The organism is Aeromicrobium stalagmiti, assembly GCF_013283745.1.
Taxonomy (GTDB): Bacteria; Actinomycetota; Actinomycetes; order Propionibacteriales; family Nocardioidaceae; genus Aeromicrobium; species Aeromicrobium stalagmiti.
Genome location: NZ_JABSTZ010000004.1, coordinates 292331 through 314286, shown reverse-complemented (window position 1 = coordinate 314286; position 21956 = coordinate 292331). Strand labels below are relative to the sequence as shown.

Genomic DNA, 21956 nt, shown 5'->3' with positions numbered 1-21956 from the left:
CCGCGAGACGAACAGGAGAACTGCCATGGCTGACGCCACCCCTGAAGAGACCGCGCCGTACGGCACCGGACCGGCCGCCGCAGCGCCGACCCCCCGCAAGCGCATCCGCACCCACACGCTGCAGCAGATGAAGCACACCGGTGAGAAGTGGACGATGCTGACGTCGTACGACCAGTACACCGCGGCGACCTTCGACGAGGCCGGTGTCGAGGTGCTGCTCGTCGGCGACTCGGCGTCCAACAACGTCTATGGCAACGAGTCGTCGCTGCCCGTCACGGTCGACGAGCTGATCCCGCTGGTCCGGGCCGTCTCGCGCTCGGCGAAGCACGCCCTCGTGCTGGCCGACCTACCGTTTGGCTCCTACCAGGCCTCGCCCGAGCAGGCGTTCCACACGGCGGCCCGCTTCATGAAGGAGGCCGGCGCCCACGCGGTCAAGCTCGAGGGCGGGATCGCGATGGCTCCGCAGGTCAAGCTGCTCACCGACGGCGGCATCCCCGTGTGCGCCCACATCGGCTTCACCCCGCAGTCGGAGCACCAGCTCGGCGGCTATCGCGTCCAGGGCCGCGGCGACGGTGCCGCGCGACTCGTCGAGGAGGCCACGGCGCTCGAGGCCGCCGGCGCGTTCGCCGTCGTCATGGAGATGGTGCCGGCACCGATCGCCGCCGAGGTCACCGAGGCCCTGCGCATCCCGACCGTCGGCATCGGTGCAGGCGTCGACTGCGACGCCCAGGTGCTGGTCTGGCAGGACATGCTCGGCCTCAACACGGGCAAGGCGCCCCGCTTCGTCAAGCGCTACGCCGACCTGCACGGCGTGATGCTCGCCGCGACGAAGGAGTACGTCGCCGACGTCAAGGGCGGCGCGTTTCCGGCCGCGGAGCACAGCTTCGCCGAGTAGGTCACGACGCGCCGTGGCCAGGCGTCGTCCTCAGGGACTCCAGTCCCCGAGGACGGCGCCGAGCCAGGCGTAGCCGACCCAGACGACGAGCCCGACGACCGGCACCCACACGCACCAGGCCGGACGCGTCCGTGCCCAGCGCGCCACGAGCCACACCTGCGGCACCAGCAGCGCGAACGCGATGACGACGCCCCACCACGGCGCGAAGAGCCCGGTCGACACCGAGCACCACAGGACCATCAGCAGCCCGACGACACCGATCCAGGGGCCGGACCGCTGCAGGTTGAGTCCCCCTCTGCGGCGGCGTCTCATTCCTTGGGGGGCTCGTCGTTCCACTCCGGATCGTTGTCCCAGCTCTTGGTCCGCTCGGCAGCGATCTGGAGCGCGTGGGACGCCTCCTCCGCAGTGTCGTACGGTCCGAGGCGGTCGGCGGCGCGACACCCCTCCTCGCCCTCGACGGTCCCGTGCTTGGTGCAGTAGTAGAACTTCGCGTCGGTCATGCCTTCATCCTGCCTCAACCCGCGTTCGGACGCTCCCACTAAACTCCCCGGGTGACCGTCCTGACTGCCGGCCGCCTCTCCCCCGAGCGCGCCGTCCCCGATTCCATCGAGCGTCCTGAGTACGTCGGACAGATCGCCCCGCTGCCCTACAAGGGCCCCTCGGTCCGTGACGCCGAGACCATCGCTGCGATGCGCATCGCAGGCCGCATCGCGGCCCGGGCCCTCGACGCGGTCGAGGCGGCGATAGCCCCCGGCGTCACCACCGACGAGCTCGACCGGGTCGGTCACGAGTTCGTGATCTCGCAGGGCGCCTACCCGTCGACGCTCGGCTACCGCGGCTACCCCAAGTCGCTGTGCAGCAGCGTCAACGAGGTCATCTGCCACGGCATCCCCGACGACCGGCCCCTCGAGGACGGCGACGTCGTCAACATCGACATCACCGCCTACATCGGTGGCGTCCACGGCGACACCAACAAGACCTACCTGGTCGGCGACGTCGACCAGGAGTCACGCCTGCTGGTCGAGCGCACGCAGGAGGCGACGCTGCGCGCGATCCGTGCGGTCAAGCCCGGCCGCGAGATCAACGTCATCGGACGGGTGATCGAGACGTACGCCCGGCGGTTCGGCTACGGCGTCGTGCGCGACTTCACCGGCCACGGGGTCGGTCCGGCGTTCCACGACGGGCTGATCATCCCCCACTACGACGACCCGTCCTACGACACCGTCATCCAACCCGGGATGACCTTCACGATCGAGCCGATGCTGACCCTCGGGTCGATCCAGTGGGACATGTGGGACGACGGCTGGACCGCGACGACGCAGGACAAGTCACGCACGGCCCAGTTCGAGCACACCCTGCTCGTGACCGCGGACGGCGCGGAGATCCTGACGCTCTCCGACTGACCCGCCCGCGGCCCCGGCTCACGGGATCCAGTTGAACTCGTCGGGGTCAGGCCCCGTGCGGTGGTCCTTGTTGAGGGCGTTGATCAGGCCGATCTCCGCCTCCTCGAGCTCGAAGTCGAAGATGGCGAAGTTCTCCTCGACGCGGCTGCGGGTCACCGACTTCGGGAAGATGATGTCGCCGCGCTGCACGTGCCAGCGCAGCACGACCTGGGCCGGCGTCTTGTCGTGGTCGGCGGCGATGCCCGTGATGACCGGGTTGTCCAGGACGAGTCCCTGCGCGATCGGCGACCAGGCCTCGGTCGCGATGCCGTGCTCGGCGTTGACGGCCCGCACCTCGTCCTGGGTGAGGAAGGGGTGCACCTCGACCTGGTTGACGGCCGGCACCACGTCGGTCTCCTGCACGAGGCGACGAACGTGCTTGGGCTGGAAGTTGGAGACACCGATCGACCGGGCGCGGCCCGAGGCGTAGATCTCCTCGAGGGCCTTCCACGTCTCGACGAAGTCGACGTCGATCGCCGGGAGCGGCCAGTGGATCAGGAACAGGTCGAGCTGATCGAGGCCCAGCCGCTCGAGCGACTCGTCGAACGCGTGCAGGGCGTCGTCGTGGGCGTGGAAGCCGTTGTTGAGCTTGCTCGTCACGAACACCTCGTCGCGGGCCAGGCCCGACTCGGCGATCGCCTCACCGACACCCTTCTCGTTGCGGTACATCTGCGCGGTGTCGATGTGGCGGTAGCCCACCTCGAGCGCCGTGAGGGTCGCCTCCTTCGTCTGGTCGGGCTTGACCTGATAGACACCGAAGCCCAGCTGGGGGATCTCGATGCCGTTGTTGAGGGCGATGGTGGGCACGGACATGTCTCTCCTGGGGGTAGGGGCGGAGGCCGCATCTCGTCCGAGGGGCCGTCTGCTTCGACACTACCCACGCCCCCGATGGGCGAAACCCGTCCTCGCTCGACCGCAGCGATCGACGACAGGGATCGACCGGTCCGGCTCAGGACCCGGTGAGCCGCCCGCCGGCCCCGAGCGCCCCGTTGAGCTCTTCCAGGTCGAGATAGACCGCCATGCAGTCCGGGCACGTCGCCAGGTGCGCGAAGACCCGCTCCCGGTCGCGACGGGCCGCTGTCTCGCGCACCGACGCCGCCAGCCGCGGGCGGACGTCCGCGCAGCTCGGCCCGGGGGCCGAGTCGTCCCGCACGTGCGCCTGCAGATAGGCATCCCGGAGGCCCGACCGCGCGCGATGGACCAGCGCCGACACGGCGTTGGCGCCGAGGCCGAGCCGCTCGGCCACCTCGTGCGGTCGCCGTCCCTCGACGTCGAGCTCCCAGATGACCGCCTGCCAGCGCGGGGGCAGCGACTCGTACGCCGCGCGGACCGTCGAGATCTCGAAGGCGTCGGGCCGTCCGTCGCCGAGCTCCACGACCGAGTCGATGACGCCCTCGTCCTCGGTGACCACGCCCCTGTGGCGGGCCTTCGACCGGGCACCGGCCTCGTTGCGGACAGCCGTCAGCAGATAGCCCCGGAAGGTCTCGTCCGGCCCCTTGCCCCGCTTCAGCAGGTCGAGCACGTTGACGAAGGCCTGCGCGACGATGTCCTCGACCTCGTCGTGCCGGCTGAGCCGTCGGGCCAGTCGCTGGGCGATGTAGGCGTGGCGTGCATAGAGCTCGGCATAGGCCTGCGTGTCTCCACGTCGCACGAGGTCGAGGAGGTCGCCATCGTCCAGGGTCGCGTGGGCCGCGCGCGGGCGTTGCCCCGCGTCGTGCCGGTCGATCTCATGGCGCATGCAGCCGAACCTCGAATTGTGCGCTGCGACCCATCACCGGGTCGCTCACGCCCCCTGGACGAGTGCGCAGCTCCCGAGAAAAACCGGCGCACTCCCTCGCCGATCCCTCAACCGACGGCCTCAGCATCTCACCTGCGACCACGTGCCGCCACCGCACCGCGAACGGACCCGTCGACCGGTCGTGAGACCGCGCAGACGGGGCGGTCGGGGGGCGAATGAGCCGGCCTGTAAGCCGGATCCTGTCGGGCCACCGCGCGAGGCGGGGCCCGGGCGACCATCCATCTGGGACGCCCATTGCTGGACGCCTCGTGCAACCTACCCGCTGACATCGGACGAGCAGCCCGTCAGCGCAGACCCGCTCCGCCGAAGCGGTGCGAGCCCTCTTGGTCTTGCTCCCGGTGGGGTTTACCAAGCCGCTCCGGTCACCCGGAGCGCTGGTGAGCTCTTACCTCACCGTTTCACCCTTACCCGCACCCCGAGGGGCCGCTGGCGGTCTGTTTTCTGTGGCACTGTCCCGCACGTCGCCGTGGGTGGCCGTTAGCCACCACCGTCGCTCTGGGGAGTCCGGACTTTCCTCGACATCCGCCGCCTCACGACGACAGGTGCCGCGGCCGCCCGGCCGACTCATTCGCGTCGCCGATCCTACCGGTGTGAGGCACGTCATCGCGACGCCGGCGCTCGCGCCCTCCGGGGTGCCCTAGACTGGACGTGCGAAAGGGAGTAGTCCCCAACAGCTGTGTCGACATACTGACGCCCAGGAAGCTCTGGGAGTCCGGTGCAGCAGGCCACCTCGGTTCTTCGGATCCGGTGGCGGACGAGACTTTCGACCAGTTCCAACCCGTTCTGCCTGAACGGTGACGTACCTGGTCGAAGACTCGTCGTTCCAGGCTCTTCGTCCAGGCGGATGAAGGGCTTTTTCGATGTATGCGTTCCTCCTGAGCACCGCCGTGATCTTCGTGGCCGAGCTCGGTGACAAGAGCCAGCTGATGGCGATGACGTTCGCCACGCGCTACAAGGTCCGCGACGTGCTGATCGGCATCACCGCCGCCACCGCGATCGTGCACCTCGCGTCGGTCGGGATCGGCGCCTGGATCGGCGACAGCTTCGCCGACAGCCAGCACGTCATCTCGATCGTGGCCGGTGTCGCGTTCCTGCTGTTCGCCGCGTGGACGTGGCGCGGTGACGAGCTGAGCGACGAGGAGGCCGGCAAGGCGAAGATCAGCCAGGGTGCCGCGATCCTCGCGGTCGGCGTGGCGTTCTTCCTCGCCGAGCTGGGCGACAAGACGATGCTCGCGACGATCACCCTCGCGACCCAGGAGGGCTGGCTCGGCACGTGGATCGGCAGCACCGTGGGCATGGTGGCGGCCGACGCGCTGGCCATCATCGCCGGTGCGGTCCTCGGCAAGCACCTGCCCGAGCGGGTCATCAAGATCGGCGCGACGGCCGCCTTCGTCATCTTCGGCGTGCTGCTCATCATCGAGGGAGCCGGCTGGCTGTGACCGTCGGATAGGTTCGCCGCGTGACGCATGACCTGGGCTCGCTGGCGGCGATCGTCGCCTTCCTCGTCGCGATGATGGTGCTGGCCCGGGCCTGCGCCGACGAGGGGCTGTTCGACGTCCTCGGGGCGCACATCGCCCGCTGGTCGCGCGGCTCGAGCCTGCACCTGCTGGGCTGGGCCGTGGGCCTCGCCGCAGTCGTCACGGCGACCCTGAGCCTCGATGCGACCGTCGTGCTGCTGACGCCAGTCCTGCTGGCGGCATCGGCACGGCGGTCGTACGCCTATGCGTCGGTGCGGCTCGCCAACTCCGGGTCGACGCTGCTGCCCGTCTCCAACCTGACCAACCTGCTGGTGTTCGCCTCGACCGGCCTGTCGTTCGTCGGGTTCGCCTGGGCGATGCTCCCGGTCTGGCTGGTCGCGATCGGTGCGGAGTACCTCGTCCTACGGCTCTGGTTCGCCGACGAGCTGCGCGAGCCGTCGACGGTGCCGGACGAGGTCGCGCCCGTCCCCTTGTTCCCGCTCGCGATGGTGGTCGTCGTGCTGCTCGCCCTCGCCGGTGGCGCCGAGCCGTGGATCCCGGCCACCGCCGGGGCGATCATCCTCGGCGCGTATGCCCTGGTGCGCCGCAGCACCGCGTGGCGCGACCTGCTCGCCGCGGCGAACCTGCCGATGGCGGCGTTCATCCTCGTCTGGGCCTTCGTCGTGGCCTGGCTCGGCTCGACGCGGGTCGGCAGCTGGTTCGACGACGCGATGCCGTCCGGCGACGGGCTCGTGTCGCTGCTGCTGGTGGCCGTCATCGCCATGATCGCTGCCAACGTCGTCAACAACCTGCCCGCGACCCTGCTCCTGCTGCCCGCTGCTGCGGCGGCCGGGCCGGCTCCCGTGCTCGCGCTGCTGATCGGGGTCAACGTCGGAGCCAACCTCACGATGATCGGGTCGGTCGCCAACATCCTGTGGCGCCAGGCCGGTGGGCGGACGGTGTCGACGGTGCGCGAGTTCCACCTGCTGGGCTTCGCCACGACACCTCCGATCGTGCTGCTGTGCACCGTCGTGCTGTGGGCGTGGACGTCCCTGATCTGGTGAGGGCACCCACGGATACAGTCGTCCCGTGCTGATCCTGCTCCCCCCGTCCGAAGGCAAGACCCGGCCGGGGGCCGGATCTCCGCTCGACCTCGACGCGCTGTCGTTCGGCAGCCTCACCCCGGTCCGCGAGCTGCTCCTCCGCTCGCTCGTCAAGCTCTCCGGCGGCAACCCGAGACGGGCCGCCGAGGTGCTGGGGCTCGGCCCCACCCAGGCGGAGGCCGTCGAGATCAACGCCGTCCTGCCCGAGGAGCCCACGGCCCGGGCCGACGAGATCTACACCGGGGTGCTGTTCTCCGCCCTCGACCTGGCGTCGCTCGACGACACCACCCGTCAGCGGGCCGACGAGTCGATCGCGATCGCCAGCGCGCTCTTCGGGCTGCTGCGGCCCAGCGACCGCATCCCGGCCTACCGGCTCTCCGGCACCGTGTCCCTTCCTCGCCTGGGCCCGGTCGCGGCACGCTGGCGCACCCCGATCCCCCGCGTCATGCGCGACCAGGTCGGTGCCGGCCTGCTCGTCGACCTGAGGTCAGGCACCTACACGTCGCTCGGCAAGCCGCCGGTCGAGCTCGCCGACCGCACCGCCACGATGCGGGTGCTCCACGAGCACCAGGGCACGCGCAAGGTCGTCAGCCACTTCAACAAGGCCACCAAGGGCCACATCGTGCGAGGCCTGCTCGAGGCCGGCGCCGACCCGCAGACGGTCGACGACCTGCACGACACGCTGCACGACCTCGGCTGGACGGTGGAGCGCCACGGCGGTCGCCTCGACGTCGTCGTCGACGAGGTCGCGACCCACTGATCTCCCGCGCCCACGGCTGACGAGGGACGTCAGGGCACGATGTTGAAGCTGCGCAGCGACGCGTTGCCGTCCGGCCACCAGGCGATCGTCGTGATCGACGCCGGCGAGAGCTCCATCTTGTAGATCGCGCTGAGCGGTGCGCCGATGGCGTCGCGCACCAGCAGCTTGATGGGGGTCACGTGGCTCACCGCGACAACGGTCTGCCCCGGGTAGGTCTCGAGCAGCTCGTCACGGGTCGCCCTGACCCGTCGGTCGACGACGCCGAACGACTCACCGCCCGGCGGGGCGACGTCGGTCGAGGCGAGCCACGCCGACATCTCCTCGGGCCAACGCTCCTGGATCTCGGCGAACGTGTAGCCGTCCCAGTCGCCGAACGAGGTCTCGGCCAGGCCCGCGTGCGTCGCCACGTCGAGGCCGAGCTCGCGGCCGACTGCAGCGGCCGTCTCCTGCGTGCGTCGCAGGGGTGACGCGATCACGGCGTCCGCTCCTCCGTTCGCGGCGACCCAGGCCGCAGCCCGATCGGCCTGCTGACGTCCGGCCTCGGTCAGCACCGGGTCGTCGCCGCCGCTGCCGGAGAAGACCTTGCGCTCCGTGGCGGCTGTGACGCCGTGGCGCAGCAGCACGAGCGTCGTGGGACTGCCCAGCGTGGCGGCCCAGCCCGTGGCGGTCGACGACTTCGGTGCCGATGCGGCCGCCGTGCCACCGGCCTGTGACACCAGGCCGGACCCGCCGTCGCGCTGGTCGTCGAGGGCGGCGTTGGCCAGCGCGTCGGCCGCCTTGTTGCGGTCGCGCGGCACCCACGTCCAGGTGACACCTGCCGGCGCCAGCTGCTTGGCCGTGGCGGCCAGCGGCAACATGTCCGGGTGCTTGATCTTCCAGCGTCCCGCCATCTGCTCGATGACGAGCTTGGAGTCCATCCGGACCTCGAGGCGCGCGCCGGGCGTGTGCTCGCGATAGAGCTCGAGACCTGCGATCAGTCCGCTGTACTCGGCGACGTTGTTGGTCGCCACGCCGATCGTCTCGCCGCGCTGGGCGACGACCTCGCCGGTGTCGGCGTCACGGACGAGGGCGCCGTACGACGCCGGTCCGGGATTGCCGCGCGAGCCGCCGTCGGCCTCGATGATGACCCGAGAGGTCACAGGCCTGACTCGGGCGTGCGGATGAGGATCCGGCTGCACTCGGGGCAGCGGAGCACCTCGTCCTCCGGCGCTGCCGCGAGCTCGCGCAGGTCGGCACCGTTGATCTCCAGGCGGCAGCCCTCGCACCGGCGGGCACGGAGCGCCGCGGCGCCGACGCCGTACTGGCCGCGGACCTTGTCGTAGAGCGTGATGAGGTCGACCGGGATGCCAGCCGCGGACGTGCCGCGCTCGGCCTGGGTGTCGGCGGCCTGCTGGTCGAGCACCTCGATGGCGGCGTCGCGAGCGGCCACCTGCTCGTCGCGGTCGGCCTTGAGGCTGTCGAGATCACCTTGGACGACCGCGAGACCGGTCTGGGCCTCCTCCAGCTTTTCCATGATCTCCAGCTCGGCGTCCTCGAGCGTCGAGATGCGTCGCTCGAGGGCGACCAGCTCGTGCTGCAGGCTCGCGAGGTCCTTGGGGTTCGACACGGCCCCGGAGTTGAGCCGCTCCTCGTCGCGGGTGCGGCGCGTCTTGACCATCTCGACCTCGGTGTCGGCCTTCTTCTGCTCGCGCGTCAGGTCCGAGACCTGCGTGTCGAGCTCGATGCGCGTGCCGTCGACGTCCTTGATCTGCGCCTCCAGCTCGGTGATCCTGGCGATCTCTGGGAGGGTGTTGCGGCGGTGCTGGAGCTGGGCGAGGATCGCGTCCTGGGCCTGCAGCTCGAGCAGCGCGGCCTGGGCGGTGGGGTCGGCTTTCACAGTCACACCGTACCCGGCACGTGCGCGGTCCACGGATCGGTCACGATCGTGGAGACACGGGTCTCCACCGACGGCAGCCGCTGCATCAGTGCATCGGCCGCGACGGGCAGCCACGTCCACTCCGCCGACCAGTGCGGCACGTCGATCACGGCGCACGGATCGGACTGCTCCAGGTGCTCGCTGACGGGGTGGTGCCGCAGGTCGGACGTCACGTAGGCATCGGCCCCGGCGGCCTGTGCCGTGGCGAGCAGGAAGTCTCCGGAGCCGCCACACAGGGCCACGGTCCGGATCGGGCGGGCCGGGTCGCCGGCGACTCGCACCGCGCTCTGGTGGGCCGGGAGGCTGCGAGCCACGTGATCGGCGAAGTCGGCCAGGGCCAGGGGCGACGAGAGCACGCCGATGCGTCCGCTCCCCCGGTCGGGCTCGACGTCGTCGGTGTCGGGCTCGAGCGGCCGGACGTCGCTGAGCCCCAGCGCGAACGCCATCGACTCCGAGACGCCCAGGTGCGGCGAGTCGGCGTTGGTGTGGCAGGTGTGAAGCGCGATGCCGTGGGTGATCAGGCGGTGGACGACGCTGCCCTTGGGCGACGTCGCCGCGACCGACGTGACGCCCTTGAGCCACAGCGGGTGATGGGTGACCACGAGATCGGCGCCCCACTCGACGGCCTCGTCGACGACGGCCCGCACGGGATCGACCGCGAACAGCACCTTGGTCACCGGTGCGTCAGGGTCGCCGGCGACGGTGCCGACGGCGTCCCAGTCGTCGGCCCACGCAGGGTCGTAGAGACCGTCGAGGACCGAGACGACGTCGCGCAGGGTGGTCATGGCCGCACTCTATCGAGTCGGTTCACCCGGCCCGACGCCGTCGCGGATCGGTCGGGCGGGTCAGGTCGGGCGGGTGTCCGGGGTGCGCCGCTGGGTCTCTGACGGGTCCCTGACCACGACGTCGCCGAGGGCGTCATCGATCGCGGCCATGACGTCGTCACCCAGCACCACACCGGATGCCTTGACGTTGTCGGTCACCTGCTCGGGGCGGGACGCCCCGATGATCGCGGCGGCGACGTTGGGGTTGCGCAGCACCCACGCGACGGCCAGCTGCGCCAGCGTGAGGTCGGCGGCGGACGCGATCGGCTGGAGCCGCTGGACGGCCTCGAGCACGTCGTCACGCAGCCAGCGGCTGATGTTCTGCGAGCCGCCCTGGTCGTCGGTCGCGCGCGATCCCTCGGGGGCCGGCTGACCCGGCTTGTACTTGCCGGTCAGCACGCCCTGGGCGATCGGCGACCACACGATCTGGCTGAGGCCCTGCTCCTCGCTGGCCGGCACCACCTCGTCCTCGATGACGCGCCACAGCATCGAGTACTCCGGCTGGCTCGAGATCAGCGAGAACCCGAGCTGTCGGGCCAGCGCCTGACCCTCGCGGATCTGGTCGGCCGTCCACTCCGAGACCCCGATGTAGAGGGCCTTGCCCGACCGCACGACGTCGGCGAACGCCTGCATCGTCTCCTCGAGCGGCGTCTCCACGTCGAAGCGGTGCGCCTGGTAGAGGTCGACGTAGTCGGTCTGCAGCCTGGTCAGGGAGCCGTTGATCGACTCCATGATGTGCTTGCGCGACAGGCCCGAGTCGTTGGGTCCGCCGGGACCGGTCGTCCAGTAGACCTTGGTGAAGATCTCGAGGGACTCACGTCGCTCGCCGGCCAGCGCGCGTCCGAGGACGGACTCCGCAGCAGTGTTGGCATAGACGTCGGCGGTGTCGAAGGTCGTGATGCCCTCCTCGAGCGCCTGCCGCACGCAGGCGGTCGCGGCGTCCTCCTCGACCTGTGAGCCGTGGGTCAGCCAGTTGCCGTAGGCGATCTCCGAGATCTTGAGACCGCTGTTGCCGAGGTATCGATGCTCCATGCCGTCCAACGTACCCACGATCGGCAACGGCGCGCGTCGCCCGAGGTCAGGCCACCTGCGCGAGCACCAGCGGGAGCACCGGCCCCGAGCCGTGACGTCGCAGCTCGCGCGTCGCGACCGTCATGGTCCAGCGGCTGTCGGTGCGATCGTCGATCAGCAGCACCGGCTTGTCGCCGATCGCCGCGAGCCGGCTCGCGAGGTCGGGGCCGACCGCGAACGCGTCGCGGACGCCGGCGAGCCGGTAGGCACTGTTGCCACCGGGCTCGCCGCGCGGACCGCCGCCGACGAGGTCGAGCGTGCCGAGGTCGTCGAGCCGCCCGATGCGGGCGATGCCCCGCGCGAACGAGTCGACGAGCTGCGGCCGCGAGCGCGACGGGATGCTGACGACGGCGGCCGGGCGCTCGTCCCACCGCCAGTCCTTGAGCACCCGCACGCACGCGCCGAGCAGCTCGTCGCTGACGGGTTGGTCGGGGCTGCCGGCCGCGAACAGCTCACGCAGCACCCCGCCCCAGCCAAGGTCGGTCAGACGGGCGATCGCCCGTCCTGCCTCGGCCCGCTCCTCGACGGGGATCTTGGTCGCGCCCTTGCCGACGGTGGCCGGCCACTGGGCCCGCGGCTCGATCTCGACGCCGACCTGGTCGAGCGTGCTGGAAGCCGCCTGCGTGGCCCCGTCGTCGACACCGGTGGGGAACCACGGGGTCGTGCAGTTGTCGCACCGGCCGCACGGCGCGGCGGTCGGGTCGTCGAGGTCGCGCTGCAGCATCTCCATGCGGCACGTGGTGTCGCGCTGGTAGGTGAGCATCGACTGCTGCTCGGCGGTGCGCGCCTCGGCGATGCGCTCGTAGCGCTCACGGTCGTACGTCCACGGCACCCCGGTCGCGACCCAGCCGCCCTGGACGCGCCGAACCGCTCCGTCGACGTCGAGCACCTTGAGCAGCAGCTCGAGCGGCGAGCGGCGCAGGTTGACCCGGGCCTCGAGTGCCGGGGTCGACAGCGTCTCGGTGCCGAGGGCCTCGATGACGGCCGCAGCGCGCTCCTCGCTCGGCATCGACGAGGTCGCGAAGTAGGACCAGATGTCGCGGTCCTCGCGTCCCGGCAGCAGGAGCACGTCGGCGTTGTCGGTGGCACGGCCGGCACGGCCGACCTGCTGGTAGTAGGCGACCGGCGACGACGGCGCTCCGAGGTGGATGACGAAGCCGAGGTCGGGCTTGTCGAAGCCCATGCCCAGCGCGCTGGTCGCGACGAGCGCCTTGATCTCGTTGTCCTTGAGCTGTCGCTCGAGCTCCTCGCGCTGCTCCGGGTCGGTGCGGCCGGTGTAGGCCCGCACGGCATGACCGCCCTCGCGCAGCAGCCGGGCGGTGTCCTCGGCCGCCGACACCGTGAGCGCGTAGATGATGCCGCTGCCCGGCAGCTCGGCGAGATGGCTCAGCAGCCAGCCGAGCCGGTCCCGCGCGCCGGGCAGCTCGAGCACGCCGAGCCGCAGCGACGTACGGGCGAGCGACCCACGGATCGTCAGCACCTCGCCCGCTGTGCCCAGCTGCTCGGCCACGTCGGTCACGACCCGGGCGTTGGCGGTCGCGGTGGTCGCGAGCACCGGCAGGTCGTGGGGCAGCTGGGCGATGAGCTCGGCGAGGCGTCGGTAGTCGGGCCGGAAGTCGTGCCCCCAGTCGGAGATGCAGTGCGCCTCGTCGACCACGAGCATGCCCATGCGCTCGATGAGCGCCGGCAGCTGCTCGTCGCGAAAGCGCGGGTTGTTGAGCCGCTCGGGAGAGACCAGCAGGATGTCGACCTCGTCGGCGGCGAGCTTGGCCCGCGTCTCGTCCCACTCGTGCGGGTTGGCCGAGTTGATCGCGACCGCCCGCACGCCTGCGCGGGCTGCCGCGGCGACCTGGTCGCGCATCAGGGCGAGCAGTGGCGAGACGAGCAGGGTCGGCCCGGTGCCACGCTGGCGCAGCAGCAGCGTCGAGATGAAGTAGACCGCCGACTTGCCCCATCCGGTGCGTTGGACGACCAGGGCTCGGCGGTGACCGTCGACGAGGGCCTCGATCGCCTCGAGCTGGCCGTCGTGGAAGACCGCGTCGTCACGACCGGTCAGGCGTCGCAGGGCGGTCGTGGCGTCGGTCTGCGTGGTCATCGTGCCATCGTGTCAGGCGGGTCGGACACGGTTGCCGACGACGGCCGTCCCGTCGATCTCCGGCGCCGTGACGACCCGGGTCACCAGGCCACCGGCCTCCATCGCGGCGGCCGTCAGAGGCGCTTGTCGCCGGCTCGTCTCGATCAGCAGGTGGCCGCCCGGCGCGAGCCACCGCGTGGCCTCCGACGCGACACGGCGGTGCAGGTCGACCCCGTCGACTCCCCCGTCGAGCGCGACCATCGGCTCGTGGTCCCGCGCCTCGGGAGGCATCGTCGCGATCGCGGCCGTGGGGACGTAGGGCGCGTTCACCACGAGCAGGTCGACCGCTCCCACCAGTGATGCCGGCAGGGCGTCGAACAGGTCGCCCTCGACGACCGTGCCCCCGATCGGCTCGAGATTGCGACGGGCACAGGCCACGGCAGCCGGCTCGATGTCCGTCGCATGCAGCTCGACGTCCCTGATCATGGCGTGCAGCGCGAGACCGACCGCTCCCGAGCCGCAGCACAGGTCGACGACGACCGCTCCCGGCCCGACGAGTCGAGCACCTTCCGTGACCAGGACGCCGGTCCGGGTCCGCGGGACGAAGACCCCCGGCTCGATCACGACCCGCTGACCACAGAACTCGGCCCATCCGACGACGACCTCCAGCGGCTCGCCGTCGACCCGGCGACGCAGCATCGCCTCCAGCTGCGTCGGCGACGTCGACGCACCGGCCAGCACCTGGGCCTCGTCCTCGGCGAAGACGCTCCCGGCCGCCCGCAGTCGGGCCACCACGTCCGCCTCGTCGACCACCCGCTCATCGTGTCAGACCCGCGTCGCTCCGGGCGTCGACGGACCAGGGATCACCCTCGGGCCGAGAAGGTTCAAGGGCCGGACCAAAGAGCGGTCCGACCCATGATCGATGTGGGCGAAGAGGGACTCGAACCCCCGACCTTCCGGGTGTAAACCGGATGCTCTAACCAGCTGAGCTATTCGCCCCGAAGGACCAGCGGCACACTACCGCAGCGGCCGGGCCCGCCCCACATCCTCGCGCCGGCAACAAACCGGCAGCAGACAAAGCGGCGGCTGCCAAGGTCTCGGGTCCCTGGCAGCCGCAGCACGATCATCATGCTGCATCCGCGGGTCGGGGCGCAGCCGATTTGGGAAGATTTCAGGAATCTCGCGACGGTCTGTCAGGAGAGGTCGGCGAGAGCCGTCCGGTAGGCCCCCAGGTCACGGGCGTCGCCGATGCCCTGGACGACCTGCCAGCGCAGGATGCCGTCCTTGTCGATCACGAAAGTGCCCCGGTTGGGCGCCCCTGCACCGTCGTTGAACGTGCCGTAGGCGCGCGAGACGTCGCCGTGCGGCCAGAAGTCGCTGAGGATCGAGAACTCGTAGCCGTCGCGCTCCGCGAAGGCCCGGTTGGAGAAGAAGTGGTCGCACGAGACCGCGAGCACCTCGGCGTCGTCGGTCTGGAAGTCACCGAGGTTGTCACGGATCTCGCACAGCTCGCCGGTGCAGATGCCGCTGAACGCGAACGGGAAGAACACGACCACGACGTTCTTGTCGCCGCGGAACGACGACAGGGAGATGTCCTCGCCGTGCTGGTTCTTGAGGGTGAAGTCGGGTGCGGCGTCGCCGATCGTGAGAGTCATGCCACGAGCGTAGTGGTCTCGCCGCACCGCTTCAGTCCTCAGCGGCACTCGACCGCCGAGGACGCCGTCAGCGCTTGTGCGCGGTGAGCCGCGTCGCGGCCCAGTCGGCGGTCGCCGCCGACGTGGTCGTCACCGACAGCCCCGCGATCTCCGCGGCCTCGACGACGTCGGCGCCGGGCACGTAGTTGGGGCGCCCCACCTTCGGCGTCAGCAGCCAGACGGATCCGCCCTCGACCAGGTCCTGGAGGGAGTCGACCAGCGCATCGGTGAGATCACCGTCGACATCGCGCCACCAGAGGATCACGCCGTCGACGTCATCGCCGATGTCGCCGTCCACCAGGTTGTTGCCGGTGTGACGTTCGATCTCGACGCGGAGCTCCTCGTCGACGTCGTCGTCCCAGCCCAGCTCCTGGATGACGGTGTCAGGACCGAAGCCCAGCTTGCCCGCGTCCACCGGTATGTCTCCTCAAGTTCGACGAAACCTACTGAAAAGTAGGTTGTTCAGCATCGTTGCCGGTATCACAGTAGCGAACCCGAGGTGGAATGATGGACACGTCCACAAGACATCTGGGAGAGAACATGCCGCAATCCGGCCAGGAACGTCCGCCAGTCATTCACGAGGGTCTGCCGACCCAGCTGCCTGACATCGACCCCGACGAGACCGCTGAGTGGCTCAGCTCGCTCGACGAGATGGTCGACAGCCGCGGACGGAGCCGTGCCCGCTACGTGATGCTCAAGCTGCTCGAGCGCGCCCGCGAGCAGAACGTCGGCGTCCCGGCGCTGCGCAGCACCGACTTCATCAACACGATCCCGCCGGAGCGTGAGCCCTGGTTCCCCGGCAACGAGGCGATCGAGCGACGCATCCGCTCCTACATCCGCTGGAACGCCGCCGTGATGGTGTCGCGCGCCAACCGTCCCGGCCTCGGCGTCGGCGGTCACATCGCGTCCTACCAGTCGGCCGCGAGCCTCTACGAGGTCGGCTTCAACCACTTCTTCAAGGGCAAGAACCACCCCGGAGGCGGCGACCAGATCTACTTCCAGGGTCACGCGGCCCCCGGCATCTACGCCCGGTCCTTCCTCGAGGGCGGCCTGAGCGAGACCCAGCTCGACCGGTTCCGCCAGGAGCACTCGCACGGTGCGGGCAACGGCCTCTCGTCGTACCCCCACCCCCGCCTCATGCAGGACTACTGGGAGTTCCCCACGGTCTCGATGGGCCTCGGCGCGATCAACTCGATCTACCAGGCGCGCTTCAACCGCTACCTGCACAACCGCGGCATCAAGGACACCAGCCAGCAGCACGTCTGGACGTTCCTCGGCGACGGCGAGATGGGCGAGCCCGAGTCGCTCGGCGCGATCGGCATCGCCGCGCGCGAGGAGCTCGACAACCTGACGTTCGTCGTCAACTGCAACCTGCAGCAGCTCGACGGACCCGTGCGCGGCAACGGCAAGATCATCCAGGAGCTCGAGTCGACGTTCCGCGGAGCCGGCTGGAACGTCATCAAGGTCGTGTGGGGACGTGAGTGGGACGACCTGCTCGCCCGCGACACCGACGGCGCGCTCGTCAACCAGATGAACCGCACCCCCGACGGCGAGTTCCAGACCCTCTCGGTCGAGACCGGCGCCTACAACCGCGAGAACTTCTTCGGCCCCGACCCGCGTCTGACCAAGATGGTCGAGCACCTGACCGACGGCGACATCGAGCGGCTCCCGCGCGGCGGCCACGACTACCGCAAGGTCTACGCGGCCTTCGAGGCGGCGCAGAAGCACACCGGACAGCCGACCGTGATCCTCGCCCACACGGTCAAGGGATGGCTCCTGGAGTCGTTCGCCGGCCGCAACGCGACCCACCAGATGAAGAAGCTGACCAAGGACGACCTCAAGGGCTTCCGCGACCGCCTCAACATCCCGATCTCCGACGCCCAGATCGACGGCAGCGACATCGCGCCGTTCTACCACCCGGGCGCCGACAGCGAAGAGATCCAGTACATGAAGGCCCGTCGTGAGGCCCTGGGCGGCTCGCTGCCCAAGCGCATCGTCGACCCGACGCCGGTCAAGCTGCCCGACCCGTCGGTCTACGAGGAGCTCAAGAAGGGCTCGGGCAAGCAGCAGATCGCCACCACGATGGCGTTCGTCCGTCTGCTCCGCGACCTCATGAAGGACCCGGAGATCGGGCGCCGCATCGTCCCGATCGCGCCCGACGAGTACCGCACGTTCGGCATGGACTCGATGTTCCCGTCGGCCAAGATCTACAACCCGGCCGGCCAGACGTACGAGTCGGTCGACCGCAAGCTGCTCCTGGCCTACAAGGAGTCGGCCCAGGGCCAGCTGCTGCACGAGGGCATCAGCGAGGCCGGCGCCATGGCGTCGGCGATCGCGGCGGGCAGCGCCTACTCGACGCACGGCGAGCCGATGATCCCGGTCTACCTCTTCTACTCGATGTTCGGCTTCCAGCGCACCGCCGACTCGATCTGGGCGATGGCCGACCAGCTGGCCCGTGGCTTCCTCATCGGCGCCACAGCCGGTCGTACGACGCTCACGGGCGAGGGCCTGCAGCACGCCGACGGCCACTCGCCGCTCATCGCGCAGACCAACCCGGCCGTCGTGCACTACGACCCCGCGTTCAGCTTCGAGATCAGCCACATCATGAAGTACGGCCTCGAGCGCATGTACGGGACGTCCGACACGTTCCCGCACGGCGAGGACATCATCTTCTACCTCACGGTCTACAACGAGGCGTTCAACCAGCCGGCCGAGCCGGAGAACGTCGACGTCGAGGGCATCCTCAAGGGCGCCTACGTCTACAAGAAGGCGACCGACGGCACGGCGACGGCGCGCATCATGGCGTCCGGCGTCTCGGTGCCGTGGGCCCTCAAGGCCCAGGAGATCCTCGCGGCCGACTACGGCGTCGCCGCCGACGTGTGGTCGGTGACGTCGTGGAACGAGCTCGCCCGTGACGCCGTCGCGGCCGAGAAGTGGAACCTCAACCACCCGGGCGAGTACAACCGGATGCCCTACATCACGGTCAAGCTCATGGACTCCAGCGCCGTCACGGTCGCGGTCAGCGACTACATGCGCGCCGTCCCCGACCAGATCGCCCGCTGGGTCCCCGGACCGTGGCAGTCGCTCGGCACCGACGGATTCGGCTTCGCCGACACCCGGGCCGCCGCCCGCCGCACGTTCCAGGTCGACACCGAGTCGATCGTCGTCAGCGTCCTGCAGAGCCTGGCCCAGCAGGGCTCGGTGCGGGCCGAGACGGTGCGCGAGGCGTTCAGCCGCTTCCGCATCGACGATCCGACGGCCGTCGCGGGCGTCGAGCAGGTCGGTGGTGACGCCTGAGCCGGGTCTCACAACCGGCTCTCAGCATGGACGTTTAGGATGACGTCCATGCTTCGATGGCCTGCCGCGTTCCTCCGCTGGCCCTACGCATTTGCGTTCTGCTTGTCAGTCGTGGTCGGACTCGTGACGATCTACTACTCGCACGACCTCAACGTGGGTCTGAAGGACCCCGAGGGATTCCTCGGGCCCGCCTACATCCGCCTGCCGATGATCGGTCTGCTGATCTTCGCGGTGGCCATCCTGCCTCAGTCGATCTACCGCTACGGGTTCAAGAACGCGTTCTCCGGCGTCCGGACGATCGTGCGCGACGAGTGGAACTGGAAGCGTGTCGGGCACGTCGCCACCGGCATGCTGTCGTTCTACATCTGCTACGTCAGCTACCGGAACCTCAAGAGCTATCTGCCCGAGCTGACGACGACGCTGCACGACAGGCAGCTGCTCGAGCTCGACCACTGGCTCTTCTTCGGCAACAATCCGGCGACGGTGCTGCACGACGTGCTGGGCACGAGCATCGCAGCGCAGGTGCTGGCCGTGCTCTACGTGCTCTACCTGCCGGTCGTGCCGATCACCGTGGGCGCGGTGCTCGTGCTGCACCGCGACTTCACCGTCGGCGCCTGGTACGCCACGGCCGTCAGCCTCAACTGGGTGCTGGGTGTCGTGAGCTACTACAGCCTGCCGACCCTCGGTCCCGCGTTCTACGAGCCGCAGCGGTTCGCCGACCTGCCTGACAACGGCGCCACCCAGCTGCAGATGTCGCTGCTACGAGGCGCGTTCGGCTTCAAGGAGGATCCGCAGGGCGACAAGATCTACGGCATCGCCGGGTTCGCGTCGCTGCACGTGTCGGTCGTCTTCACGCTGGCGCTCTTCCTGCACTACGCCGGCATCGCCCGCGCCGTCCGCTACACCGCGTGGACCTACCTCGGCTTCACGATCCTGGCCACGATCTACCTCGGCTGGCACTACATCGCCGACGACATCGGTGGACTGGTCATCGGCTGGATCGCCGTCATGATCGGCGCCTGGGTCACCGGCAACTCCAAGTGGCAGAAGCGGCGACGCCATGCGGCGCTGCAGGACGCCGAACCGGTCGACGAGCCGACGACCGACGCAGCCCGGACCATGTCGGAGCCGTCGGCCTGATCCCGTCGCAAGGCTGGGCTGACGTGCAGCCCGGTCTCAGCTGATCGCAGGCACGACGCCCGCAACAGGCGGCGTCACGACGCTCTCCAGCTCGTACTGGTCGCCTCGGCGCAGCAGGGCACGCCACCGGCCCCGGTGGTAGTGCGCTGGCTCGCTGCCCTCGATGAACTCGTGGACGAGCCGCGCGAACTCCTCCGGGTGGTCCTTGTGCGGGAAGTGGCCGGAGTCCTCGAGCACGTGGACGTCGGAGACTTGCGTGGGCGCGTAGTCGGCGTGCGAGGCCGGGATGACCATGTCGTCGCGCCCCCAGATCACCAGAACGGGCATCAGGCGCGCGAGATAGCTGCGATCGGTCATCGTGACGTACTGGCCGCGCCAGTTGAGCACGTGGCTCGTGACGCGCCGGACGGCCGTCCGCTGCGCCGGATCGGCCAGCGCCTCGTAGATGCGGGCCACCTCGTCGAGGTCTCGGGTCGCGCTGATCGGCAGCCGGGAGAGCGATCTCATGGCGCCGCTCACGAGGGGGCGCCACGGGCGCAGCGTCGCCGCTCCGATCGCCAGGCCGCTGCCCGGGAGCGTCAGGAAGCGGATGAGCGGGGTGACCTCGCGGCCCAGGCCACCAGTCGACACCAGCACGACGCGCTCCGTGCGGTCGGGGAACTGGTAGGCGAACTGCATCGCGACGCCGCCGCCGAAGCTGTGACCGACCACCGTCACCTTGTCGATGCCGAGCACCGTGAGCAGGTCGCGCATGCCGTTGGCATAGCCGCCGAGCGAGTAGTCGGCATCAGGCTTGTCGGACTCGCCGTGACCCAGCAGGTCAGGGGCGATGACCGTGTAGTGCTCGGCCAGGGCCGGCATGACGTCGATCCAGGTCGAGGAGTCGCAGGCCAGGCCGTGCAGCAGCAGCAGCGCCGGGCCGGATCCGCAGATGCGGAACGCCCGTCGGTAGCCGTGCACCACGACGTACTGGACGTCCTCGACGCTCTCCATTCGTGCAGTCTAGGCGCGCGTGACGCCGCCGGTCCGGCAAACCCCTGTCGAGATGGCGTGACGCACCGCACCACCTCGCTAGAGTGGAGGCGTGCCTTCGTCGTCCGCGGTTCATGAGCAGCTGACCGACATTCTCGTCCGCGTGGTCGGCTGCCCGGCCGACGCCGTCACGCCCGATGCGACGCTCAAGGATCTCGGCACCGACTCCCTGACCGTCGTCGAGGTCGGCGAGGAGCTGGGCCGCAGATTCGACCTCTACCTGTCCGACGACACCATCGACTCGATGGTCACGATCCAGGACGCGATCGACGCCGTCGTCAGGCATGATGGCTCGCAACCCCCCAGCGGTGCCCCGAGCGTCCCGAAACTCGCCCCGGCACCCCCCGCCCCCACCACGGAGGTCCGAGACGTGGCACCTGACGAAGCCCCCGAGCGGCGCGGCAACACCGCGTGGTTCGCGACCCGGTTCGCGCTGGCCGGCCTCGTCGTGGGAGCCGTGCTGGGCCTCGGCGGCGCAGCCCTGATGAGCGCCAGCGGCATCGGCAGCGTCGACCTGCCGCCCATCGCCGCCCCGACCACGCCCGAGCCGACGGCCACGAGCACCCCGACCCCCGACCCGACACCCACGACGGAGACCGGCGAGCCCCCGCCGACGATCGACGCGTCGTCGACGAGCGTCTCGCCCGGCGAGCGCTTCATCCTGTCGGGGGCCTTCCCGACCAGCGACGAGGGCGAGAAGCTGCAGATCGAGGTCAGGGACGTCGGCGAGGGCCAGGAGTGGGACGACTTTCCGATCGAGACGACGACCCGCGACGGCGGCACGTTCAAGACCGAGCTCTACACGTCGCGCACGGGCGAGCGGGAGTTCCGCATCAAGAACACCGCCACCGGCAAGACCACACCGTCGGTCAAGGTCGCGATCGGCTGAGATCAGCCGCCGCTCGTCGGTGAGGCGCTCAGATGACTTGGTGCAGCCAACGCACCGGCGCGCCGTCACCGGCGTGACGGAACGGCTCGAGCTCGGCGTCCCAGGCGACGCCCAGCAGGCCGTCGAGGGCCGTCTCGATGTCGACCTCGCCGAGCGACGCCTTGACCCGGAACGCCTTGATGCGGTCCTCGGGGATCAGCACGTCGCCGTGCAGACCAGTCATGGCGTGGAAGATGCCGAGCTTCGGGGTGTAGGAGTAGCGCGCGCCCTCGCTGGACGCGGTCGGCTCCTCCGTGACCTCGAAGCGCAGCTGCTCCCATCCGCGGAGGGCGGATGCCAGCGCCGCGGCGGTGCCGACGGGCGCCTGCCACGAGAGCTCCGCGCGGTAGGTGCCGGGCTCGGCGCCCTGGGGCACCCACGAGACGTCGGGCGTGCCGCCCAGCACTCCTGCGACCGCCCACTCGACGTGCGGGCACAGCGCAGAAGCGGAGGAGTGCACAAAGAGCACTCCCCGCGTCGTGTTCGTCGGCGATGACATGTTCATCGGTGCCTCCCTAGATTCGCC

Annotated in this window: 22 protein-coding genes, 1 tRNA gene and 1 other RNA gene; 8 read left to right on the top strand and 16 right to left on the bottom strand. The window is 70.0% G+C overall.

Annotation, left to right across the window (positions count from 1 at the left end; genetic code table 11):
- Window positions 1–25 precede the first annotated feature (25 nt).
- Complete coding sequence (gene panB, locus HQK15_RS16285) at window positions 26–895, top strand: 3-methyl-2-oxobutanoate hydroxymethyltransferase (RefSeq protein WP_173492547.1); 870 nt, start codon at window positions 26–28, stop codon at window positions 893–895.
- A 30-nt stretch (window positions 896–925) separates the two neighbouring features.
- Here the strand turns inward: panB and HQK15_RS16280 are convergent, their stop codons facing one another.
- Window positions 926–1207, bottom strand: a complete 282-nt coding sequence (locus tag HQK15_RS16280; RefSeq protein ID WP_173492546.1) for a hypothetical protein — start codon at window positions 1205–1207, stop codon at window positions 926–928.
- Window positions 1204–1395, bottom strand: coding sequence for a hypothetical protein (locus HQK15_RS16275; protein ID WP_173492545.1), 192 nt, complete (start codon window positions 1393–1395; stop codon window positions 1204–1206). The genes HQK15_RS16280 and HQK15_RS16275 overlap by 4 nt, the downstream gene beginning before the upstream one ends.
- Window positions 1396–1446: 51 nt before the next feature.
- On the opposite strand from HQK15_RS16275, the gene map reads away from it, so the two are divergent.
- Entirely contained in the window at window positions 1447–2298 is an 852-nt protein-coding gene (gene map, locus HQK15_RS16270) for a type I methionyl aminopeptidase (RefSeq protein WP_173492544.1), read from the top strand.
- A gap of 18 nt (window positions 2299–2316) precedes the next feature.
- Here map and HQK15_RS16265 read toward each other — a convergent pair whose 3' ends face one another.
- From HQK15_RS16265 to rnpB, 3 genes are all read right to left on the bottom strand, one after another.
- On the bottom strand, window positions 2317–3150 hold the full coding sequence (locus tag HQK15_RS16265) for an aldo/keto reductase (protein WP_173492543.1): 834 nt from the start codon (window positions 3148–3150) through the stop codon (window positions 2317–2319).
- A gap of 136 nt (window positions 3151–3286) precedes the next feature.
- The gene (locus tag HQK15_RS16260) at window positions 3287–4075 is read right to left on the bottom strand and encodes a sigma-70 family RNA polymerase sigma factor (protein WP_173492542.1); all 789 of its coding nucleotides are present in this window, start codon (window positions 4073–4075) and stop codon (window positions 3287–3289) included.
- Window positions 4076–4287: 212 nt separating this feature from the next.
- Window positions 4288–4702: RNase P RNA component class A (rnpB, locus tag HQK15_RS16255), an RNA gene on the bottom strand.
- 293 nt (window positions 4703–4995) lie between these two features.
- Between rnpB and HQK15_RS16250 the strand changes: the two genes are divergently transcribed.
- Genes HQK15_RS16250 through HQK15_RS16240 form a run of 3 tightly spaced genes read left to right on the top strand, consistent with a single transcriptional unit; the run spans window position 4996 to window position 7455 of the window.
- A complete protein-coding gene (locus HQK15_RS16250; protein WP_173492541.1) occupies window positions 4996–5574 on the top strand; it encodes a TMEM165/GDT1 family protein in 579 nt (192 codons plus the stop codon).
- A gap of 20 nt (window positions 5575–5594) precedes the next feature.
- Window positions 5595–6656: an SLC13 family permease gene (locus tag HQK15_RS16245; protein ID WP_173492540.1), complete on the top strand. Its 1062-nt coding sequence runs from the start codon at window positions 5595–5597 to the stop codon at window positions 6654–6656.
- Window positions 6657–6681: 25 nt separating this feature from the next.
- Window positions 6682–7455 (top strand): YaaA family protein, encoded by a 774-nt coding sequence (locus HQK15_RS16240; protein WP_173492539.1) that lies wholly within the window; start codon window positions 6682–6684, stop codon window positions 7453–7455.
- A gap of 29 nt (window positions 7456–7484) precedes the next feature.
- Here HQK15_RS16240 and HQK15_RS16235 read toward each other — a convergent pair whose 3' ends face one another.
- The 9 genes from HQK15_RS16235 to HQK15_RS16195 all read right to left on the bottom strand — a co-directional run bounded on the left by HQK15_RS16235 (window position 7485) and on the right by HQK15_RS16195 (window position 15448).
- Window positions 7485–8594, bottom strand: a complete 1110-nt coding sequence (locus HQK15_RS16235) for a bifunctional RNase H/acid phosphatase (protein ID WP_173492538.1) — start codon at window positions 8592–8594, stop codon at window positions 7485–7487.
- Window positions 8591–9331 (bottom strand): zinc ribbon domain-containing protein, encoded by a 741-nt coding sequence (locus HQK15_RS16230; RefSeq protein ID WP_367649222.1) that lies wholly within the window; start codon window positions 9329–9331, stop codon window positions 8591–8593. The genes HQK15_RS16235 and HQK15_RS16230 overlap by 4 nt, the downstream gene beginning before the upstream one ends.
- A gap of 2 nt (window positions 9332–9333) precedes the next feature.
- Complete coding sequence (locus HQK15_RS16225) at window positions 9334–10155, bottom strand: Nif3-like dinuclear metal center hexameric protein (RefSeq protein WP_173492536.1); 822 nt, start codon at window positions 10153–10155, stop codon at window positions 9334–9336.
- A 60-nt stretch (window positions 10156–10215) separates the two neighbouring features.
- Window positions 10216–11226 carry an aldo/keto reductase family protein gene (locus HQK15_RS16220; protein WP_173492535.1) on the bottom strand — a complete coding sequence of 337 codons (1011 nt, stop codon included), beginning with the start codon at window positions 11224–11226 and terminating at the stop codon, window positions 10216–10218.
- Between the two features lie 46 nt (window positions 11227–11272).
- Complete coding sequence (locus HQK15_RS16215; RefSeq protein ID WP_173492534.1) at window positions 11273–13360, bottom strand: RecQ family ATP-dependent DNA helicase; 2088 nt, start codon at window positions 13358–13360, stop codon at window positions 11273–11275.
- A 12-nt stretch (window positions 13361–13372) separates the two neighbouring features.
- Entirely contained in the window at window positions 13373–14152 is a 780-nt protein-coding gene (locus tag HQK15_RS16210) for a putative protein N(5)-glutamine methyltransferase (RefSeq protein WP_173492533.1), read from the bottom strand.
- Between the two features lie 112 nt (window positions 14153–14264).
- Window positions 14265–14338, bottom strand: a tRNA-Val gene (locus tag HQK15_RS16205).
- Window positions 14339–14532: 194 nt separating this feature from the next.
- The gene (locus tag HQK15_RS16200; protein WP_173492532.1) at window positions 14533–14994 is read right to left on the bottom strand and encodes a peroxiredoxin; all 462 of its coding nucleotides are present in this window, start codon (window positions 14992–14994) and stop codon (window positions 14533–14535) included.
- A 67-nt stretch (window positions 14995–15061) separates the two neighbouring features.
- Entirely contained in the window at window positions 15062–15448 is a 387-nt protein-coding gene (locus HQK15_RS16195; protein WP_173492531.1) for a DUF3052 domain-containing protein, read from the bottom strand.
- A 125-nt stretch (window positions 15449–15573) separates the two neighbouring features.
- Here HQK15_RS16195 and aceE point away from each other — a divergent pair, with 125 nt between their 5' ends.
- Together aceE and HQK15_RS16185 are read left to right on the top strand one after the other, a co-directional pair.
- Complete coding sequence (gene aceE / locus HQK15_RS16190; protein WP_173492530.1) at window positions 15574–18330, top strand: pyruvate dehydrogenase (acetyl-transferring), homodimeric type; 2757 nt, start codon at window positions 15574–15576, stop codon at window positions 18328–18330.
- A 48-nt stretch (window positions 18331–18378) separates the two neighbouring features.
- Complete coding sequence (locus HQK15_RS16185) at window positions 18379–19470, top strand: phosphatase PAP2 family protein (RefSeq protein WP_173492529.1); 1092 nt, start codon at window positions 18379–18381, stop codon at window positions 19468–19470.
- A 36-nt stretch (window positions 19471–19506) separates the two neighbouring features.
- Here HQK15_RS16185 and HQK15_RS16180 read toward each other — a convergent pair whose 3' ends face one another.
- Window positions 19507–20463, bottom strand: a complete 957-nt coding sequence (locus tag HQK15_RS16180) for an alpha/beta fold hydrolase (protein WP_173492528.1) — start codon at window positions 20461–20463, stop codon at window positions 19507–19509.
- Window positions 20464–20554: 91 nt separating this feature from the next.
- Between HQK15_RS16180 and HQK15_RS16175 the strand changes: the two genes are divergently transcribed.
- Window positions 20555–21391 (top strand): acyl carrier protein, encoded by an 837-nt coding sequence (locus tag HQK15_RS16175; protein WP_173492527.1) that lies wholly within the window; start codon window positions 20555–20557, stop codon window positions 21389–21391.
- Between the two features lie 28 nt (window positions 21392–21419).
- Here the strand turns inward: HQK15_RS16175 and HQK15_RS16170 are convergent, their stop codons facing one another.
- Window positions 21420–21929, bottom strand: a complete 510-nt coding sequence (locus HQK15_RS16170) for a DUF3145 domain-containing protein (RefSeq protein WP_173492526.1) — start codon at window positions 21927–21929, stop codon at window positions 21420–21422.
- Between the last annotated feature and the right edge of the window lie 27 nt (window positions 21930–21956).

Coding starts and splice junctions, on each gene's coding strand:
- HQK15_RS16275 (WP_173492545.1), bottom strand. CDS start 1,395: ATGACCGACGCGAAGTTCTACTACTGCACCAAGCACGGGACCGTCGAG.
- HQK15_RS16185 (WP_173492529.1), top strand. CDS start 18,379: ATGCTTCGATGGCCTGCCGCGTTCCTCCGCTGGCCCTACGCATTTGCG.
- HQK15_RS16260 (WP_173492542.1), bottom strand. CDS start 4,075: ATGCGCCATGAGATCGACCGGCACGACGCGGGGCAACGCCCGCGCGCG.
- HQK15_RS16215 (WP_173492534.1), bottom strand. CDS start 13,360: ATGACCACGCAGACCGACGCCACGACCGCCCTGCGACGCCTGACCGGT.
- aceE (WP_173492530.1), top strand. CDS start 15,574: ATGCCGCAATCCGGCCAGGAACGTCCGCCAGTCATTCACGAGGGTCTG.
- HQK15_RS16200 (WP_173492532.1), bottom strand. CDS start 14,994: ATGACTCTCACGATCGGCGACGCCGCACCCGACTTCACCCTCAAGAAC.
- HQK15_RS16250 (WP_173492541.1), top strand. CDS start 4,996: ATGTATGCGTTCCTCCTGAGCACCGCCGTGATCTTCGTGGCCGAGCTC.
- HQK15_RS16220 (WP_173492535.1), bottom strand. CDS start 11,226: ATGGAGCATCGATACCTCGGCAACAGCGGTCTCAAGATCTCGGAGATC.
- HQK15_RS16170 (WP_173492526.1), bottom strand. CDS start 21,929: ATGTCATCGCCGACGAACACGACGCGGGGAGTGCTCTTTGTGCACTCC.
- HQK15_RS16225 (WP_173492536.1), bottom strand. CDS start 10,155: ATGACCACCCTGCGCGACGTCGTCTCGGTCCTCGACGGTCTCTACGAC.
- HQK15_RS16280 (WP_173492546.1), bottom strand. CDS start 1,207: ATGAGACGCCGCCGCAGAGGGGGACTCAACCTGCAGCGGTCCGGCCCC.
- HQK15_RS16265 (WP_173492543.1), bottom strand. CDS start 3,150: ATGTCCGTGCCCACCATCGCCCTCAACAACGGCATCGAGATCCCCCAG.
- HQK15_RS16180 (WP_173492528.1), bottom strand. CDS start 20,463: ATGGAGAGCGTCGAGGACGTCCAGTACGTCGTGGTGCACGGCTACCGA.
- panB (WP_173492547.1), top strand. CDS start 26: ATGGCTGACGCCACCCCTGAAGAGACCGCGCCGTACGGCACCGGACCG.